This window comes from Stenotrophomonas sp. YJH_SMC_19 (assembly GCF_059367915.1).
Genome location: NZ_JCAFRI010000010.1, coordinates 88,408 through 106,523, shown reverse-complemented (window position 1 = coordinate 106,523; position 18,116 = coordinate 88,408). Strand labels below are relative to the sequence as shown.

Sequence of the window (18,116 nt, the reverse complement as noted above, 5' to 3'; positions counted from 1 at the left end):
ACCCCCGGCCGCGTCACCACTCTGGTTAGACCATGGTCGAAAGTGAGCGCCCAGCAGGGCCGGGTTCGACCAATGGCGAATAGCCGCTATACATAATCGCCCCGCAGTCTCGGCTCGACCGTGCCCCACGCGCGGCATCACCTTGCCACTTGGGAGAGAGGGCAACATGAGCCACCGTACGTTGAAAGCCGTGCGCACACCTTTGGCGGCCTGCCTGTTGGTCGCCCTGGTCGCACCGGGCATGGCGTTCGCTGAGACCGCCAAAGAGAAGGCACTGGAAGCACGCGTTGCCGAACTGGAACGCCAGGTCCAGCTGCTGCTGTCTTCGCAGCAACAACAACAGACCCAGATCAGCCAGACCCAGCAGGCGGTGACCGAAGTGCGCACGGTGCAGGCCGGGCAGAAGCCGGTTGCTTCGGTGCCGGCCGGCAAGCAGCCGATCCAGGTCACCACCATCACCCCGGGCGCCGCGCCGGGTACCACGGTCAAGATCGGCGGCTTCATCAAGGCCGACTTCCTGGCCACCCAGACCAGCGATGGCCAGCTGGCCGACGACGCCACCGGCCGCTCGCTGTACCTGCCGGGCCAGACCCCGGTGGAAGGCGCCGGCGGCAGCGGCAAGCGTTCGGGCACCGACTTCAACGCCCATGCCAAGTTCTCGCGCTTCAACCTGGGCATCGACAACGTGAGCGAATCGGGCAACAAGGCCGGTGCGTTCTTCGAGATGGACTTCTTCGGCAACTCGCTGGGCAACCAGACCGCCACCAATACCTACGGCGTGACCCTGCGTCATGCCTACATGTACTGGAACAACTGGATGGCCGGCCAGACCTGGTCCAACTTCATGGACGCGGCGTCGCTGCCGGAAGCGGTCGACTTCGTCGGCCCCACCGACGGCGTGATCTTCGTGCGCCAGGCCCAGGTGCGCTACACCCAGGGCGGCTTCAGCGTCGCACTGGAAAACCCGGAAACCACCACCCTCACCGGAACCCGCAATCCGGTCACCGGGGCCTGGACCAACGCCAGCGCTAACTCCGACCGTGGCAGCCTGCCCGACCTGACCCTGCGCTATGGCTGGAAGGGCAACTGGGGCACCTTCGGCGTCGGCGGCATCGTCCGTCAGCTGAAGGTCGACAACCAGGCCACCGGCGCCAAGGCCGACAAGGTGGCTGGCGGCCTGACACTGGGCGGCAAGTGGGTGATGGGCGACAGCGATTCGCTGCACTACCAGCTGACCGGCGGCGAAGGCATCGCCCGCTACATCGGTCTGGGCATCACCGCCGACAGCGCCTACGACGTGGCCCGCGACGAGCTCAACCCGACCGGCGTGCTGGCCGGCTACGTGGGCTGGCGGCATGCGTTCTCGCCGAAGCTGCGCACCAACCTGATCTATGCGCGCAGCGACTACGACAACGACAGCATCCTGGGCCCGCTGGTGACCAAGAGCGTGCAGAGCATCCGCGGCAACATCTTCTATTCGCCGCTGCCCAAGGTCGATATCGGCGCCGAGCTGATGTACGGCCGTCGCGAAGTGGAGAACGGCAACAAGGGTGACATCACCCGATTGCAGTTCACCACGAAGTACAGCTTCTAAGAGCGTGCCGGCCAGCGGCCGGCACCTACCGAGATGGGGTGCCGGCCAAGTTCGGCATCTACCGAGATGGAGTGCCGGCCAAGGTCGGCATCTACCGAATTGAGTGCCGCCCAACGGTCGGCACCCACCAACAACGATTGCTTCGGAGGGGAAGCGTCCCATGTCCAGTACACCCAGCACCGCACATAAAGCGGGCACCCTGACCAAGGGCCACAAGAAGGTCATCTTCGCCTCGAGCCTCGGCACGGTCTTCGAGTGGTATGACTTCTTCCTGTACGGCTCGCTCGCGGCCATCATCGCCAAGCAGTTCTTCAGCGGCGTCAATGAAACCACGGGCATGATCTTCGCCCTGCTGGCGTTTGCCGCCGGCTTCTTCGTGCGTCCGTTCGGCGCGGCCTTCTTCGGCAGCCTCGGCGACCGCATCGGCCGCAAGTACACCTTCCTGGTCACCATCCTGATCATGGGCATCTCGACCTTCCTGGTCGGCGTGCTGCCCAACTATGCCTCGATCGGTTTCGCCGCACCGGTGATCCTGATCATCCTGCGCCTGGCCCAGGGTCTGGCGATGGGCGGCGAGTACGGCGGTGCCGCCACCTACGTGGCCGAGCACGCGCCGGACGACAAGCGCGGCCTGTATACCAGCTTCATCCAGTGCACCGCCACGCTCGGCCTGTTCATGTCGCTGCTGATCATCCTGGCCTGCCGCTACTTCCTGGGCAATGAAGCCTTCGAAGCCTGGGGCTGGCGCATCCCGTTCCTGGTCTCGATCCTGCTGCTGGGCGTGTCGGTGTGGATCCGCCTGCAGCTGAGCGAGTCGCCGCTGTTCCAGCAGATGAAGTCCGAGGGCAAGGGTTCCAAGACGCCGTTCCGTGACAGCCTGAAGGGCGGCAACCTGAAGCTGATGCTGCTGGTCCTGCTCGGTGCGGCGGCCGGCCAGGCCGTGGTCTGGTACGGCGGCCAGTTCTACGCGCTGTTCTTCCTCAGCAGCATGCTGAAGGTCGATGCCACCACCTCCTACCTGCTGATCGCGGCCGCGCTGGCGCTGGGCGTGCCGTTCTTCATCTTCTTCGGCTGGCTGTCCGACCGCATCGGCCGCAAGAAGATCATCCTGGCCGGCTGCCTGCTGGCGGCCATCACCTACATCCCGATCTTCAAGGGCCTGACCCACTTCGCCAACCCGGCCATCGAAGAAGCGCGTGCATCCTCGCCGGCGCTGGTCGTCGCCGATCCGAACACCTGTTCATTCCAGTTCGATCCGGTGGGCCTGCGCAAGTTCACCAGCTCCTGCGACGTGGCCACCGCCGCGCTGACCAAGGCCGGTGTGCCGTACGACGTGCAGCCCGCCGCCGCCGGTTCGCTGGCGATGGTGAACGTGGGCAGCGCCAGCGTCACCTCGTATGAGGCCGCCGGCCTGACCAAGGAAGAGGGCAAGGCCAAGGCCGATGCGTTCGGTGCGGAACTGAAGACCGCCCTGACCACCGCCGGCTACCCGGCCAAGGCCGACGGCGCCCGCATCAACATCGCCGGCACCATCTTCATGCTGTGGCTGCTGGTGCTGTACGTGACCATGGTCTACGGCCCGATTGCCGCTTACCTGGTCGAACTGTTCCCGACCCGCATCCGCTACACCTCGATGTCGCTGCCGTACCACATCGGCAACGGCTGGTTCGGTGGCTTCCTGCCGGCGATCTCGTTCGCGCTGGTGGCCGGTACCGGCAACCTCTACTACGGCCTGTGGTACCCCATCATCATCGCGTTGATGTCGGTGGTGATCGGTGGCCTGTTCCTGCGCGAGACCAAGGACGTGGATATCACCAAGTAACCGGTGTGCCGACCAACGGTCGGCACCCACCGGGTTTCAGGGGCCGCGGTGCAGACCGCGGCCTTTCTGTTTGTGGGGTGTGCCCACTCGGCTCGCATTCCGGTAGTGCCGGCCGCTGGCCGGCAACGGCTTTATGTCCGCGGAGATTCATGAGGTTGCCGGCCAGCGGCCGGCACTACCATTGCGTCGCGCAGCACGCCGTATAGTCGGCCTATGACCACCACTACGCCGGAAGACCTCCCCGCCCTCCTGCACACCCTGCGCAGCGCCTGGCAGTCGCAGCGCCCGTCGCTGGACCAGCGCGAAGCCGACCTGCGCCGCCTGCGCGAGGCGTTGAAGCCACGTTTGGACGAGATGGCCCAAGCCATCGCCGAGGATTTCGGCCATCGCGCCCACGTTGAATCGAAGCTGGCCGATGGCATGAGCGTACTGTCGGCCATCGACCACCTGCGCCGCCACCTGCGGCGCTGGTCGAAGCCGCAGCGGGCATCGGCGGGATGGAAGCTGTGGCCGGCGCGCGCGCAGCTGCGGCCGACGCCGCTGGGTGTGGTCGGGGTGATCTCGCCCTGGAACTACCCGGTCACGCTGGCATTGGTGCCTTTGGCCACCGCCATCGCTGCGGGCAACCACGTACTGCTGAAGCCTTCGGAACACACGCCGCGCACCAGCGCGTTCCTGGCCGATCTGCTGGCCAGTGTGTTCCCGCCCGATCGGGTGGCGGTGGTGCAGGGCGGGGCGGACGTGGCGGAGGCAGTGTCTTCGCTGCCGCTGGACCATCTGTTGTTCACCGGTTCGACGGCGGTCGGCCGCAAGGTGATGGCCGCCGCCGCCGAACATCTGGTGCCGGTCACGCTGGAACTGGGCGGCAAGTCGCCGGCCATCGTCTGTCGCGATTTCCCGCTGGACAAAGCCGCCGCGCGGCTCGCCACCGGGAAATGGTTCAACGCCGGGCAGACCTGCATCGCGCCGGATTACGTGCTGATCGACACCGTGCGCCAGCGCGAGTTCGTACAGGCGCTGCAGCAGCAGGTGCGCGAGCGCTATGGCGACTTCAGCGATGCCGACGACTACACCCGCATCATCAATGAAGGCCAGTACCGGCGCCTGCAGGGCTATCTGGCACAGGCGCGCGAACGCGGCGTGCCGGTGATTCCGCTGGCGCAGGTGGATGAGGCGCGCGCCGACCGCGAGCGCCTGCTGGTGCCGACCGTGGTGCTGGACCCGCCGGACGACCTGGACCTGATGCGCGAGGAGATCTTCGGGCCGATCCTGCCGGTGCGGGCCTACCCGGATCTGGATGCCGCGCTGGCCGACGTGCTGTCCCGCGACCGGCCGCTGGCGCTGTATCCCTTCAGCCACGACACGGCGACGGTGGAACGCATCCTCCGTCAGGTGGTGGCCGGCGGGGTGACGGTGAATGACACGCTGCTGCACTTCGCCGCCGATGGCCTGCCGTTCGGTGGGGTGGGGGCCAGCGGCATGGGCGCGTACCACGGCCGCGCCGGGTTCGATGCGATGAGCAAGCGGCTGCCGGTGCTGTGGCAGTCGCGCTGGGCGGCCAGCGACCGGCTGCGGCCGCCGTATTCGAAGATTGCGGGGTTGTTGAAGCTGCTGCTTCGGTAGTGCCGGCCGCTGGCCGGCAACTGCATGGACCGTCGGCAAGACCCTGCAGTTGCCGGCCAGCGGCCGGCACTACCGGTGGGTGCCCACCTGGGGTGGCACGCGTGCCAAGCGCACCCGGGTAGAATGCCGGCATGAAGATCGCCTCGTGGAACGTCAATTCGCTCAATGTCCGCCTGCCGCACCTGGAGCAGTGGCTCAGGGAGTTCGGCCCGGACATCGTCGGTATCCAGGAAACCAAGCTGGAGGACCACAAGTTCCCCGATTCGGCGCTGATCGCCGCCGGCTACCGCAGCGTGTTCGCCGGCCAGAAGACCTACAACGGCGTGGCGCTGCTGTCGCGTGAGTCGGCGCAGGACGTGCAGATCGGCATTCCCGGCTTCGAGGACGAACAGAAGCGCGTCATTGCCGGTACCTTCGGCGACCTGCGGGTGATCAACCTGTACGTGGTCAATGGCCAGGACATCGGCACCGACAAGTACGACTACAAGCTGCGCTGGCTCGAGGCGGTGCATGCCTGGATCGCCGAAGAACTGCAGCGGCATCCGAAGCTGATCGTGATGGGTGACTTCAACATCGCCCCGGACGCGCGCGATGTGCACGACCCGGAGGTGTGGAACGACAACCACGTCCTGACCTCCACCGCCGAGCGCGGCGCGCTCAACAAGCTGCTGCAGCTGGGTCTGCACGATGGCTTCCGCCTGCACAACGACGAGGCGGGCACCTTCAGCTGGTGGGATTACCGTGCCGCCGGCTTCCGCCGCAACCTGGGCCTGCGCATCGACCTGACCCTGGTCTCCGATGCGCTGAAGGGCAGCGCGGTGGCCTCGGGCATCGACCGCGAGCCGCGCACCTGGGAACGCCCGAGCGACCACGCGCCGGCGTGGGTGCAGATCGGTTGAACGAACAGGGCCCGACGATTGCCGGGCCCGTTCTGGAACATCCGCCGGCCAGTGGCCGGCACTACCCTCGGATCACCGTATGCTCTTGCGGGTGAACAGGTTGACGATCGCCAGCAGGATCACCGCGCCGATCAGCGAGAACAGGAAGGTGCGGATGGTGATCGCTTCGTTGATGCCGCCGCCGAACAGCCAGCCGGAAATCAGCGCGCCGACGATGCCGACCACGATGTTGAGGATGATGCCCTGCTGGGCATCGCGCTTCATGATGATGCTGGCCAGCCAGCCTACGATGCCGCCGACGATCAGCCAGATGATGATGCCCATGATCGAACCTCCGGTGGGGAACTGTGACCAGTTGACGCGCAGGGCTGTGAACCCGTCGTGCAATTGCGTGATGGGCGCGTGCGGATGAGCCTGCCAGCCACCCTCGACGGTCCGTGGCGCTTCGGTCCGGTAACGGTCTGGCGGCGTCCGCACGTGCCGGGCCAGCGCGGTGAACCGCAGGCCCGGCAGGTACTGGCGCAGGCGCTGGGCACCGATCCGCAGACGCTGCCACTGGTCCGTGACGACAAGGGCCGGCCGGAGCTGAGCGGCCCGTTGGCCCACTACGGGACCGGCTGGAGCCACAGCGGTGAGGTGCTGCTGGTGGCGCTGGGCGAAGGCGTGCGGCTGGGCGTGGACCTGGAACTGCTGCGGCCGCGGCCGCGTCTTCTGGAAATCGTGCGGCGCTTCTTCCACCCGCAGGAGGTGGCCTGGCTGGAACGCCTGGACGAGGCCGACCGCGAGCACTGGTTCTTCCGCGTATGGTGCGTCAAGGAGGCCATCCTGAAGGCGCACGGGCAGGGCATCTCGTTCGGGCTGCACCGCCTGCAGCTGGCGCCGGGGGCCGATGGCGCTCTGCACCTGCGCTGGTGCGCCCCGGAACTGGGCGAGGCCGCGCGCTGGCACCTGCACGAATGGCAGGCCACCGGCCAGTTCCGTGCGGCGTTGGCCTGGTATCCGCACTGAAGCGGGGAATCAGCGCGCAAAACCGGCGATAATGGCGGCATGAGCGAACACCCACTTCCCGCCAGCGTGGTTGCCACGCTGGAACAGGGCCTGGCCAGCATGGGCCTGGACGCCGCGCTGGCGCCGCCGCTGCTGCGCTACCTGGCCCTGCTGCACCGCTGGAACGGCACCTACAACCTCACCGCCATCCGCGACCCGCAGGAGATGGTTACCCGCCACCTGCTCGATTCGCTGGCGATGCAGCCGTTCGTGGCTGATGGCAGCCTGGCCGACCTCGGTACCGGCCCCGGGTTGCCCGGCATCCCGCTTGCGATCGCCTGCCCGGGCCTGCAGGTCACCCTGGTGGAGAGCAACGGCAAGAAGGCGCGCTTCATGCGCGAGGCCGTGCGCCAGCTCGGCCTGGGCAACGCCCGCGTGGCCGAATCGCGGGCCGAAGCGCTGGACGAGGCCGGTCGTTACGACCAGCTGACCGCGCGCGCAATGGATACCCTGGCTGGCATCGTCCGCGTCGGTGGCCATCTGCTGCGCCCCGGTGGCGTGCTGCTGGCCATGAAGGGCGTCTACCCGCATGAGGAGATCGCGGAACTGCCGGCTGGCTGGCAGGTGCGTGAGGTGACCCCGCTGAGCGTGCCCGGCCTGGCCGGCGAACGCCACCTGGTCACCGTTACAGGTCCCTGATTCCCGCCGCCAGCCCTTTGTGGAACAACGGGTTGGCGATCCACGATTTCCGCAAGGGGCCGGTTGTACGCATAATGACCGGTCCCAACCATCCGTCGACGAGGCACACCCGCATGGCCCGCATCATCGCCATCGCCAACCAGAAGGGTGGCGTCGGCAAGACCACGACCGCCGTCAACCTGGCCGCTTCCCTGGCCAACGCACCCAAGCGCGTGCTGTTGGTCGACCTGGACTCGCAGGGCAACGCGACCATGGGCAGCGGCGTGGACAAGCGTGAGCTGGCGGCCTCCACCTGCGATCTGCTGCTGGGCGAGAACAGCGCCGCCGATGTGCGCGTGCAGACCGCCGAAGGCTACGACCTGCTGCCGGGCAACATCGACCTGACCGCCGCCGAGATCCAGCTGATGGGCCAGAGCGAGCGCGAGCAGCGCCTGAAGCGCGCATTGGCGCCGATCCGCGACGAGTACGACTACATCCTGATCGATTGCCCGCCGGCGTTGTCGCTGCTGACGCTCAACGCGCTGGCCGCCGCCGATTCGGTGATCGTGCCGATGCAGTGCGAGTACTACGCACTGGAAGGCCTGAGCGCGCTGGTGGAAACCATCGAAGCGCTGCGCACCAGCCTGAACCCGGCGCTGGAGATCGAAGGCGTGCTGCGCACCATGTTCGACGTGCGCAACAACCTGGCCAACGCAGTGTCGGCCGAGCTCACCGAGCACTTCGGCGACCGCGTGTTCCGCACCATCGTGCCGCGCAACGTGCGCCTGGCCGAGGCGCCCAGCCATGGCCAGAGCATCGTCGGCTACGACCGCGCCTCGCGCGGTGGCGTGGCCTACCTGGGCCTGGCCGGCGAGATCATCCGCCGCAACAACGAACGCAACAAGGCCGCCAAGGCCGTGGAGACCGTCTGATGACCAGCAGCAAGCCGGCAGCCAAGAAGCGAGGCCTCGGCCGTGGCCTGGACGCGCTGCTGGGCCCGAAAGGCGCGGTCAGCCAGGTGCAGGCCACCACTGCGGTGATCGAACCGCTGCCGGGTGAAGTGCTGCGCAAGTTGCCGGTCGGCCAGCTGCAGCCGGGCAAGTACCAGCCGCGCCGCGAGATGGACGAGGGCAAGCTCTCCGAGCTGGCCGACTCGATCAAGTCGCAGGGCGTGATCCAGCCGATCCTGGTGCGCCAGCTGCCGGCAGGCAACTACGAAATCGTCGCCGGTGAGCGCCGCTGGCGCGCATCGCAGCTGGCCGGCCTGGACGAAGTGCCGGTGGTGGTGCGCGAGCTGGAAGACCGCACCGTCATCGCGATGGCGCTGATCGAGAACATCCAGCGCGAAGACCTCAACCCGCTGGAAGAAGCCGAGGCGCTGCAGCGCCTGATCAGCGAGTTCACCCTGACCCATGCCGAGGCCGCCGAGGCCGTCGGCCGCTCGCGCGCGGCGGTGTCCAACCTGCTGCGCCTGCTGGAGCTGCCGGTGGCGATCCGGCTGCTGCTGGAAACCCGCCGCCTGGAAATGGGCCACGCCCGCGCGCTGCTGACCCTGGCTCCCGAGCTGGCTGGCAAGCTGGCGCAGGAAGCTGCCGATGAAGGCTGGTCGGTGCGCGAGGTCGAGCGCCGTGCGCAGGCCTTCGCCGCCGGCAAGGTGCCGAGCAACCGCCCGGTGGCGACGCCGAAGGTGCAGCAGGCCGACATCGCCTCGCTGGAAACCGAACTGTCCGAAGCACTGGGTGCCAAGGTTGCGATCAACCACGGCCGGGGCGGCAAGGGCAAGCTGATCATCCACTACACCGACCTGGATACCTTGGACGGCGTGCTGGAAAAGCTGCGCACGCGCCAGGGCTGAGCCCGGCGCAGCGCCAGGGGGTGCGGCCTGTTCCCGCCGCGTCCTGCAGATGACAGGGAACGCACCGCCGCGCGTGCCGGGATGCACTGCTCTCCGGTCCGTGGCCTCATCCAGGGAACAGGACATGAGCAACGAATACGAGGACGTCAGCCCGGACGGCACCCAGATACTGGTACATCGCCGCGAAAAGGACTTCGCGCCCGCCATCGGCGAAGAACAGCACATCGAGGCGATCAGCGCCCACCTCGAACGCCATCTGGGCCCGGTGTCCGGTGTCTTCCACGAGATCATCTCCGACCTGGTGCACATCGACGTGCACGTGGTGCCGGCCAATGACCACTGCCCGTACCTGCGCCTGGTCACCTCCGGCATGAGCGACCTGCCGATGACCGTGCCCGCCGAGGTGGACGCGGACGTGCCGCGCTACATGGAACTGATGGTGACCCTGCCGGCCGACTGGCCGATCTCCCAGGACGCCTTCGAGGACGAGCGCAATTACTGGCCGGTGCGCCTGCTGAAGGGTATGGCACGGTTGCCGCACGAGTACGACACCTGGCTGGGCTTCGGCCACACCATTCCCAACGGCCATCCCAGCGAGCCCTACGCGCCGGGCGTGGGTTTCGACGGTGCCATCGTGCTGTCGCCGGTGACCGCCCCGGAGGACTTCGCCACGCTGGCGCTGGAGGACGGCAGGACCATCAGCTTCATGAGCCTGGTTCCGCTGTACCCGGAAGAGATGGACCTGAAGCTGAGGAAGGGCGCCGAGGTGCTGCTCGACCGCTTCGATGCGAAGAACATCCAGGACGTGATCGAACCCGGCCGCACCAACGTGGCGAAGAAGCGTTTCGGTTTGTTCTGAGACCGGTAACATCAGGGGCCTGAACTTCGTTTCCAGGCCCCTGTCATGACCATCCTGCTCACCGGCGCTGCCGGCTTCATCGGTGCCTACACCGCCCGCGCGCTGCTGGAGGCCGGCCAGCCCGTGGTCGGCCTGGACAACTTCAACGACTACTACGACCCGCAGATCAAGCGCGACCGCGTGGCTGCGCTGTGCCCGGCGCTGGACCTGCGCACCCTGGACCTGACCGACCAGCAGGGCCTGGCGGCACTGTTCGACGAGGTGAAGCCGACTGCGGTGATCCACCTGGCCGCGCAGGCCGGCGTGCGCTATTCGCTGGAAAACCCGCACGCCTACGTCGACAGCAACCTGGTCGGCTTCGTCAACATGCTCGAACTGTGCCGTCACCGTGGCGTGCAGCACCTGGTGTATGCCTCCAGCAGCTCGGTCTACGGTGATTCGGCCACGCCGCCGTTCTCCGAGGACCAGCGCGTGGACCAGCCGCGCTCGCTGTACGCGGCGACCAAAGCGGCCAACGAGCTGATGGCCTACACCTACGCGCAGCTGTACGGCCTGCATGCCACCGGCCTGCGCTTCTTCACCGTGTATGGCCCGTGGGGCCGGCCGGACATGGCACCGCTGCTGTTCTCGCGCGCGGTGCTGGCCGGGCGGCCGATCGACGTGTTCAACGAGGGCCGCATGCAGCGCGATTTCACACATGTCTCCGACATCGTGTCGGGTATCCTCGGCGCGCTCGCGCATCCGGCCGATGGTCCGGTACCGCACCGGGTGTTCAACCTCGGCAACCATACGCCGGTCGAGCTGGAGCGCTTCATCAGCGTGATCGAGCAGGCCGCCGGTCGCCCCGCGCAGAAGGTCTACAAGCCGATGCAGCCGGGCGACATGGTGCGCACGATGGCCGATACCCGGCGCGCCCATGACGCATTCGGCTTCGACGCGGTGACCCCGATCGAAGAAGGGTTGCCCCCCGTCGTGCAGTGGTGCCGCGAGTATTTTGGCGACCGCGCCTGAGGACGGATCCTCACACAGCCGGATTCATCTTCGGATAACCTCGGCTTCGGAGAATGCGCGGTCTTTGTTCCCCTTTGGCCGAGTGCCTTATGAGCCAACCCGAGCTTTCCGTTGTCGTCCCGGTGTTCAACGAACGCGACAACGTCGCCCCGCTGGTTGCCGAAATCACCGCTGCACTGCGTGGCCGGCTGCCGTTCGAGATCATCTACATCGACGATCACTCGCGCGATGACACCCTGGCGGTGCTGCAGGGGCTGAAGGCGACCACGCCGGAACTGCGGGTGCTGCACCACGTGGACCAGAGCGGGCAGAGCACCGCCGTGCGCACCGGCGTCAAGCACGCACGTGCGCCGTGGATCGCGACCCTGGATGGCGATGGCCAGAACGATCCGGCCGACATTCCCAAGCTGCTGGCCGCGCGCGATGGCGCCGAGGCGCAGGTGAAGCTGTTCGCCGGCTGGCGGGTCAACCGCCAGGACAGCGGCAGCAAGCGCTGGGCCAGCAAGTGGGCCAACGCCATCCGCGCGCGCATGCTGCGCGACGATACGCCCGATACCGGCTGCGGCATCAAGCTGTTCGAGCGCAGCGCGTTCCTCGACCTGCCGTACTTCGACCACATGCACCGCTACCTGCCCGCGCTGATGCAGCGTGCCGGCTGGAAGACCACCAGCGTGCCGGTCAACCACCGCCACCGTACCGCCGGCGTGTCCAAGTACAACAACCTGGGCCGTGCACTGGTCGGCATCCGTGACCTGCGCGGCGTGGCGTGGCTGATCACCCGCAGCAAGCGCACCGCGGTGGAGGAGCGTTGATGGATCTGGAGCTGCACTGGCTCGACCAGCCGCTGACCTGGTTGTACTGGACCGGCCTGCATGTGACCGGCTGGAAGCTGATCGGCTATACCGGCGCGCTGATGTTCGGCGGCCGCTGGCTGGTCCAGTTCATCGCGTCCAAGCGTGCGGGCAAGCCGGTGATTCCGCGCCTGTTCTGGTACATGAGCGTGGTCGGCAGCCTGATGACGCTGAGCTACTTCCTGTTCTCGGCCAAGCAGGACTCGGTGGGCGTGCTGCAGAACCTGTTCCCGGCGTTCACCGCGCTGTACAGCCTGCAGCTGGACATCAAGCACCGGGGCTGGAAGCGGGACAAGGCCAGCCATTGAGACTGCGCCGGGATGCGGTCTGCCGTGGGTAGAGTCGACTGTCAGTCGACTTTCGCGCGGAGCGCGGGGTTTGCTGCATATGGCGGAAGAGCAGCCGACTGACAGTCGGCTCTACCACGCGCCTTCGGCGCTGGGGCCCCGACCTGCGGCCGGGGCCCGGTCCTGCCTGCCGTGGGTAGAGTCGACTGTCAGTCGACTTTCGCGCGGAGCGCGGGGTTTGCTGCATGTGGCGGAAGAGCAGCCGACTGACAGTCGGCTCTACCACGCGCCCCCGGCGCTGGGGCCCCGGCCTGCGGCCGGTTCCCGGCCCTGCCTGCCGTGGGTAGAGTCGACTGTCAGTCGACTTTCGCGCGGAGCGCGGGGTTTGCTGCATGTGGCGGAAGAGCAGCCGACTGACAGTCGGCTCTACCACGCGCCTTCGGCGCTGGGGCCCCGGCCTGCGGCCGGTTCCCGGTCCTGCCTGCGCTGCAGGCAGGACCTTCGTCCCATGCCGTGGGCCGTGGGCGGTGCCATCATCGGGGTCTGCCTTCCCGGGAACCTGTGCTCGTGAAAACCCGTCTTGCCGTTGCCCTGCTGATTGCCCTGTCCGCCCCCGCCGTGGCCCTTGCCGCGCCGCCTGCCACCGCCGCACCGGCCAGCGTGGCCACCGAATCGCCCGCCGATGCCGCCTTCCGCGCGCTGTACGAGAAGGAATGGAAGTGGCGCCAGCAGGGCGGCGGTGAGGCCAGCGAGGACGAAGACGCGCCGGCCAATGCCACCCGCATGCCCGATGTCGGCCCGGCCGCGCAGCAGGCGCGCCTGAAGGTGTGGGACGAGACCCTCGCCGCGCTGAAGAAGATCGACCCGAAGACCCTGTCGCCCGACAACCAGGTCAACTACGCGATCTACCACGACCAGGTGTTCAACCTGGCCGAAGAGACGCGCCTGCGCGGCTACGAGATGCCGTTCAACGCCGACTCCTCGTTCTGGTCCAACCTATCCTTCATGGCCCGGCGCGAGATGAAGACCGTGCAGGACTACCAGAACTACATCGCACGGCTGAACGATGTGCCGCGTTACTTCGGCCAGCAGACCGAGAACATGCGTGCCGGCCTGAAGCGTGGCTTCAGCGTGCCGCGTGCCGTGCTCGATGGCCGCGAGGTCTCCATCGCCACCGTCGCCGAGCTGATGGATCCCACCGAGTCGCCGCTGTACGCGCCGTTCAAGAAGCTGCCCACCACCATCCCGGCCGCCGAGCAGGCCAGGCTGCAGGCGCAGGCGCGTGAAGCGATCAGCGGCAAGGTGGTGCCGGCGTTCCAGCAGCTGCGCACCTTCTTCGTCAACGAGTACGTGCCGCAGGCGCGCACCACCCTGGCCGCCGAAGCGATGCCTGATGGCAAGGCGTACTACAAGCAGCAGATCCACGAATACACCACGCTGGACCTGTCGCCGGACGAGATCCATCGCATCGGCCTGGATGAAGTCGCACGCATCCAGAAGGAAATGAACGACATCATCAAGCAGGTGAAGTTCAAGGGCAGCTTCGCCGAGTTCCTGACCTTCCTGCGTACCGATCCGCAGTTCTATGCCAGGACGCCGGAAGAGCTGCTGTCGCGTGCCGCGTGGATCTCCAAGCGGGCGGACGGCCAGCTCGGCAAGTACATGACGCTGCCGCGCGCGCGCTTCACCATCGTGCCGGTGCCGCCGGATATCGCGCCGTTCTGGACCGCCGGCCGTGGTGGCATGGGCACCTACTGGCTCAATACCTACAACCTGCCGTCGCGCCCGCTGTACAACCTGCCGGCACTGACGCTGCATGAGTCCGATCCGGGCCACGCGCTGCAGGGCGCGATCGCCGCCGAACAGAAGAACCTGCCCGAGTTCCGCCGCAACGCCTACATCTCCGCCTATGGCGAAGGCTGGGCGCTGTACTGCGAGAAGCTGGGCGTGGAGATGGGCATCTACGAAACCCCGTACGAGGATTTCGGCCGCCTGACCTATGAGATGTGGCGCGCCGCGCGCCTGGTGATCGACACCGGCGTGCACAGCAAGGGCTGGACCCGCGAGCAGGCGCTGGCCTACCTGCGTGACCACACCGCGCTGAGCGAGCATGAAGTGACCACCGAAGTGGACCGCTACATCTCCTGGCCGGGCCAGGCACTGAGCTACAAGCTGGGCGAGATCGCCATCGTGCGCCTGCGCGCGCAGGCCGAGAAGGAACTGGGCGACAAGTTCGACATCAAGGGCTTCCACGACACCCTGCTCAAGCAGGGCTCGGTGCCGCTGCCGGTGCTGGAACAGCAGATCCAGGCCTACATCGCCGAGCGCAAGAAGGCCTGACCGTTACCGGGTAGTGCCGGCCGCTGGCCGGCAATCCGACCCGGTCACGGGGTCGGATCCCTTTCCCACGGAAAGGGCTCCGACCCCCTCTCAGCTCACCCCACCGCCCGCGGCTTGGCTACCCGCGCCGCGAAGGTCGGCAGCACCAGCAGGGTCAGCACGGTGGCGGTGATCAGGCCACCGATCACCACTGTCGCCAACGGCTTCTGCACCTCCGCACCGGAACCGCTGGCAATCGCCATCGGAATGAAGCCGACGATCGCCACCAGCGCCGTGGTCAGCACCGCACGGATACGGCTCGATGCACCGTTGATCGCTGCCTGCAGCGGCAGGTCACCGGCATCCAGGCGTTCGCGGATCGCCTGCATCAGCACCAGGCCGTTCAACGTGGCCACGCCGGAGACGGCGATGAAGCCGACCGCCGCCGATACCGAGAACGGCATGCCACGCAGCAGCAGCGCGAGGATGCCGCCGACCAGCGCCAGCGGCACGCAGCTGAACACCAGAATGGCTTCCTTGCCGCTGCGCAGGGCCATGAACAGCAGGCTGCCGATCAGCAGGAACACCACCGGCACTACCGTCGCCAGCCGCTTCTCCGCGCGCTGCAGGTTCTCGAACTGGCCACCCCAGGTCAGGTAGGCACCTGGCGGCAGTGCCACGTCGGCCACCGCTGACTGCGCCTCGCCGACGAAGCCACCCAGATCGCGACCGCGCACGTTGGCCTGCACCACCACGCGGCGGCTGCCGTTGTTGCGGCTGATCTGGTTCGGTCCTTCGCTGACCGTGATGCGCGCGACCGACGACAGCGGAATCACCAGCCCCGAAGGCGTGGCGATCGGCAGCGAGGCCAGCTGGTCCGGATCGTTGCGCGAGGCATCGTCCAGGCGCACCACTACGTTGAAGCGGCGATCACCTTCGAAGATCTTGCCGGCCGCCGTGCCGCCAATGCCGGTGGACAGTGCATCACTCACATCCGCGGCAGTCAGGCCGTACTGCGCCGCCGCCACGTGGTCGATCGCCACGTTGAGCGTAGGCAGGCCGGAGATCTGTTCCACCCGCACGTCGGCCGCGCCGTTCACCGCACGCAGCTTCAGCGCCACCTGGTCGGCCACCTTCTGCAGCTGGCTGAAGTCATCGCCGAAGATCATCACTGCCAGGTCGGTACGCACGCCGGAAATCAGCTCGTTGAAGCGCAGTTCGATCGGCTGGCTGAACTCGAAGCTGTTGCCCAGCTGCTGCCCGGCCAGCTTTTCGAAGCGCGCCACCAGTGCGTCCTTGGCCAGCTTCGGATCGGGCCAGTCCTTGCGCGGCTTCAGCACGATCACGCTGTCGGAGATGTTGGTCGGCATCGGGTCGATGGCCGCCTCGGCGGTACCGGTACGCGAGAACACGGTCTCCACTTCCGGCTGCGTGGCGATCGCTTTCTCCAGCGCCAGCTGCATCGCCAGCGACTGCTCCAGCGAGGTCGACGGCACGCGCAGGGCCTGCATCGCCACGTTGCCTTCGTCCAGCGTCGGCATGAACTCGCGGCCCAGCAGCGAGAACGCGCCGATGCCCACCACCACCATCATCACCGCAGCTGCCAGCACCGTGCGCGGATGCGCCACGGCCTTGCGCACCATCGGCTCGATGCGCGCACGCAGCACGCGGATCAGCTTCGTCTCGTGCTCGCCATCTTCGGCATGCGTATCGCCGTCCTTCACCTTCGGCTCGCGCACCAGCAGCGCGGCCATCGCCGGCACGAAGGTGAAGGAGAAGATGAAGGCACCGACCAGGGCCAGCATGAAGGTCGCTGCCATCGGGTGGAACGTCTTGCCCTCCACGCCTTCCAGGGTGAGGATCGGCGCGAACACCAGCAGGATGATCAACTGTCCGAACGCAGCTGGACGCGCCATCTTCATCGCCGAATCGGCAGCCACGCGCAGCCGCTCCATCGCGGTCAATGCACGGCCCAGTTCGGCGCGGCGCTGGCCCAGCATCAGCAGCGTCGACTCGACCACGATCACCGCACCGTCCACCAGGATGCCGAAGTCCAGCGCACCCAGGCTCATCAGGTTGCCGCTGATGCCGAAGCGGTTCATGCCGATCACTGCGAACAGGAACGACAGTGGAATCACCAGCGCGGTGATCGTTGCTGCACGCAGGTTGCCCAGCAGCAGGAACAGCACCACCACCACCAGCAGCGCGCCCTCGGTGAGGTTCCTGGCCACGGTCTTGATGGTGGAATTGACCAGCACGCTGCGGTCCAGCACCGGCGCGGCCACGATGTCGGCCGGCAGCGATTTGTTCACCTGTTCCAGGCGCGCCGCAGCGGCCTGCGCCACGGTGCGGCTGTTGCCGCCGGCAATCATCAGCGCGGTACCCAGCACGGCTTCATGGCCGTTGCGGCTGGCCGCACCCAGGCGCGGCGCGCGGCTCAGCTCGACCTCGGCCACATCGGCCACGCGCACCACCACGCCATTGCGGGTCGCCACCGGGGCCTGTGCCAGATCCTCGGTGGTCAGCGCCAGGCCATCGGCACGCACCACCAGTCCTTCGCCGGCGCGCTGCACGAAACCGGCACCGGCCTGCACGTTGGAACGCTGCAGGGCGGTGACCAGATCGGCCAGGCCGAGGCCGTGCGCGGCCAGCCGGGCGCTGTCCGGATGCACGCCATATTCCTTGACGTAGCCACCGACCGTATCGACGCCGGCCAGCCCCGGGCTGGAACGCATCTGCGGCGCGATGATCCAGTCCTGCACGGTGCGCAGGTAGGTCGCACGTTCTTCCGGTGTACGCAGCAGATTGCCTTCCGGCGTGCGGTAGACCTCGCCGGCCTGCCAGCCGGCTTCACCCGGCTTGGCCAGCCTGGCCGGATCGAACGCGGTGAAGTCCACGGTCCACATCAGCACTTCGCCGAGGCCGGTGGTGACCGGCGACAGCATCGGCGACGCGCCATCGGGCAGGTCTTCCGATGCCTCGCGCATGCGTTCGGCCACCTGCTGGCGCGCGAAGTAGATGTCGGTCGCATCGGTGAAGATCGCGGTGACCTGCGAGAAGCCATTGCGCGACAGTGAACGCGTGGTGGTCAGGCCGGGGATGCCGGCCAGCGCGGTTTCCAGCGGGTAGGTCACCTGCCGCTCGATCTGCTCCGGGGTCAGCGCCGGTGCCACCGTGTTGATCTGCACCTGGCGGTTGGTGATGTCCGGCACCGCGTCGATCGGCAGCTTGCCCAGCTGGAACAGGCCCACCGCAGCGATCAGCGCCGCCATGAACACCACCAGCCAGCGGTGGCGCACCGCTGTTTCAATGATCAGCTTGAACATGGTCG

At 67.3% G+C, this 18,116-nt stretch carries 15 protein-coding genes; 13 read left to right on the top strand and 2 right to left on the bottom strand.

Features of this window, described 5'->3' with window-relative positions; genetic code table 11:
- The first annotated feature begins 166 nt into the window (after positions 1-166).
- From AC5P5R_RS12395 to xth, 4 genes are all read left to right on the top strand, one after another.
- Entirely contained in the window at positions 167-1,594 is a 1,428-nt protein-coding gene (locus AC5P5R_RS12395; RefSeq protein ID WP_049460637.1) for a DcaP family trimeric outer membrane transporter, read from the top strand.
- Between the two features lie 160 nt (positions 1,595-1,754).
- Positions 1,755-3,416, top strand: a complete 1,662-nt coding sequence (locus tag AC5P5R_RS12390) for an MFS transporter (RefSeq protein WP_005411659.1) — start codon at positions 1,755-1,757, stop codon at positions 3,414-3,416.
- A 213-nt stretch (positions 3,417-3,629) separates the two neighbouring features.
- The gene (locus tag AC5P5R_RS12385; protein ID WP_100438178.1) at positions 3,630-5,039 is read left to right on the top strand and encodes a coniferyl aldehyde dehydrogenase; all 1,410 of its coding nucleotides are present in this window, start codon (positions 3,630-3,632) and stop codon (positions 5,037-5,039) included.
- Positions 5,040-5,170: 131 nt separating this feature from the next.
- On the top strand, positions 5,171-5,938 hold the full coding sequence (gene xth, locus AC5P5R_RS12380) for an exodeoxyribonuclease III (RefSeq protein ID WP_049471204.1): 768 nt from the start codon (positions 5,171-5,173) through the stop codon (positions 5,936-5,938).
- A gap of 72 nt (positions 5,939-6,010) precedes the next feature.
- On the opposite strand, the gene AC5P5R_RS12375 is transcribed toward xth, so the two are convergent.
- Positions 6,011-6,262: a GlsB/YeaQ/YmgE family stress response membrane protein gene (locus tag AC5P5R_RS12375; protein WP_005411656.1), complete on the bottom strand. Its 252-nt coding sequence runs from the start codon at positions 6,260-6,262 to the stop codon at positions 6,011-6,013.
- Positions 6,263-6,346: 84 nt separating this feature from the next.
- On the opposite strand from AC5P5R_RS12375, the gene AC5P5R_RS12370 reads away from it, so the two are divergent.
- The 9 genes from AC5P5R_RS12370 to AC5P5R_RS12330 all read left to right on the top strand — a co-directional run bounded on the left by AC5P5R_RS12370 (position 6,347) and on the right by AC5P5R_RS12330 (position 14,806).
- Positions 6,347-6,946 (top strand): 4'-phosphopantetheinyl transferase family protein, encoded by a 600-nt coding sequence (locus AC5P5R_RS12370; RefSeq protein ID WP_005411655.1) that lies wholly within the window; start codon positions 6,347-6,349, stop codon positions 6,944-6,946.
- Between the two features lie 39 nt (positions 6,947-6,985).
- Positions 6,986-7,624, top strand: a complete 639-nt coding sequence (gene rsmG / locus AC5P5R_RS12365; RefSeq protein WP_005414912.1) for a 16S rRNA (guanine(527)-N(7))-methyltransferase RsmG — start codon at positions 6,986-6,988, stop codon at positions 7,622-7,624.
- 113 nt (positions 7,625-7,737) lie between these two features.
- Positions 7,738-8,535 carry a ParA family protein gene (locus AC5P5R_RS12360; RefSeq protein ID WP_005411653.1) on the top strand — a complete coding sequence of 266 codons (798 nt, stop codon included), beginning with the start codon at positions 7,738-7,740 and terminating at the stop codon, positions 8,533-8,535.
- On the top strand, positions 8,535-9,458 hold the full coding sequence (locus tag AC5P5R_RS12355; protein ID WP_005411652.1) for a ParB/RepB/Spo0J family partition protein: 924 nt from the start codon (positions 8,535-8,537) through the stop codon (positions 9,456-9,458). The genes AC5P5R_RS12360 and AC5P5R_RS12355 overlap by 1 nt, the downstream gene beginning before the upstream one ends.
- A gap of 124 nt (positions 9,459-9,582) precedes the next feature.
- The gene (locus AC5P5R_RS12350) at positions 9,583-10,317 is read left to right on the top strand and encodes a suppressor of fused domain protein (RefSeq protein WP_005411651.1); all 735 of its coding nucleotides are present in this window, start codon (positions 9,583-9,585) and stop codon (positions 10,315-10,317) included.
- A gap of 45 nt (positions 10,318-10,362) precedes the next feature.
- Positions 10,363-11,328, top strand: coding sequence for an NAD-dependent epimerase/dehydratase family protein (locus AC5P5R_RS12345; RefSeq protein WP_005411650.1), 966 nt, complete (start codon positions 10,363-10,365; stop codon positions 11,326-11,328).
- A gap of 89 nt (positions 11,329-11,417) precedes the next feature.
- On the top strand, positions 11,418-12,140 hold the full coding sequence (locus AC5P5R_RS12340) for a glycosyltransferase family 2 protein (protein WP_049459721.1): 723 nt from the start codon (positions 11,418-11,420) through the stop codon (positions 12,138-12,140).
- Entirely contained in the window at positions 12,140-12,487 is a 348-nt protein-coding gene (locus AC5P5R_RS12335; protein ID WP_005414908.1) for a lipid-A-disaccharide synthase N-terminal domain-containing protein, read from the top strand. The genes AC5P5R_RS12340 and AC5P5R_RS12335 overlap by 1 nt, the downstream gene beginning before the upstream one ends.
- A 546-nt stretch (positions 12,488-13,033) precedes the next feature.
- Positions 13,034-14,806: a DUF885 domain-containing protein gene (locus AC5P5R_RS12330; RefSeq protein WP_005414906.1), complete on the top strand. Its 1,773-nt coding sequence runs from the start codon at positions 13,034-13,036 to the stop codon at positions 14,804-14,806.
- A gap of 95 nt (positions 14,807-14,901) precedes the next feature.
- On the opposite strand, the gene AC5P5R_RS12325 is transcribed toward AC5P5R_RS12330, so the two are convergent.
- On the bottom strand, positions 14,902-18,111 hold the full coding sequence (locus AC5P5R_RS12325) for an efflux RND transporter permease subunit (protein WP_049459521.1): 3,210 nt from the start codon (positions 18,109-18,111) through the stop codon (positions 14,902-14,904).
- Between the last annotated feature and the right edge of the window lie 5 nt (positions 18,112-18,116).

Excerpts from the sequence above, each read along its gene's own strand:
- AC5P5R_RS12395 (WP_049460637.1), top strand. The coding sequence starts at position 167 with ATGAGCCACCGTACGTTGAAAGCCGTGCGCACACCTTTGGCGGCCTGC.
- AC5P5R_RS12390 (WP_005411659.1), top strand. The coding sequence starts at position 1,755 with ATGTCCAGTACACCCAGCACCGCACATAAAGCGGGCACCCTGACCAAG.
- AC5P5R_RS12385 (WP_100438178.1), top strand. The coding sequence starts at position 3,630 with ATGACCACCACTACGCCGGAAGACCTCCCCGCCCTCCTGCACACCCTG.
- xth (WP_049471204.1), top strand. The coding sequence starts at position 5,171 with ATGAAGATCGCCTCGTGGAACGTCAATTCGCTCAATGTCCGCCTGCCG.
- AC5P5R_RS12375 (WP_005411656.1), bottom strand. The coding sequence starts at position 6,262 with ATGGGCATCATCATCTGGCTGATCGTCGGCGGCATCGTAGGCTGGCTG.
- AC5P5R_RS12370 (WP_005411655.1), top strand. The coding sequence starts at position 6,347 with ATGAGCCTGCCAGCCACCCTCGACGGTCCGTGGCGCTTCGGTCCGGTA.
- rsmG (WP_005414912.1), top strand. The coding sequence starts at position 6,986 with ATGAGCGAACACCCACTTCCCGCCAGCGTGGTTGCCACGCTGGAACAG.
- AC5P5R_RS12360 (WP_005411653.1), top strand. The coding sequence starts at position 7,738 with ATGGCCCGCATCATCGCCATCGCCAACCAGAAGGGTGGCGTCGGCAAG.
- AC5P5R_RS12355 (WP_005411652.1), top strand. The coding sequence starts at position 8,535 with ATGACCAGCAGCAAGCCGGCAGCCAAGAAGCGAGGCCTCGGCCGTGGC.
- AC5P5R_RS12350 (WP_005411651.1), top strand. The coding sequence starts at position 9,583 with ATGAGCAACGAATACGAGGACGTCAGCCCGGACGGCACCCAGATACTG.
- AC5P5R_RS12345 (WP_005411650.1), top strand. The coding sequence starts at position 10,363 with ATGACCATCCTGCTCACCGGCGCTGCCGGCTTCATCGGTGCCTACACC.
- AC5P5R_RS12340 (WP_049459721.1), top strand. The coding sequence starts at position 11,418 with ATGAGCCAACCCGAGCTTTCCGTTGTCGTCCCGGTGTTCAACGAACGC.
- AC5P5R_RS12335 (WP_005414908.1), top strand. The coding sequence starts at position 12,140 with ATGGATCTGGAGCTGCACTGGCTCGACCAGCCGCTGACCTGGTTGTAC.
- AC5P5R_RS12325 (WP_049459521.1), bottom strand. The coding sequence starts at position 18,111 with ATGTTCAAGCTGATCATTGAAACAGCGGTGCGCCACCGCTGGCTGGTG.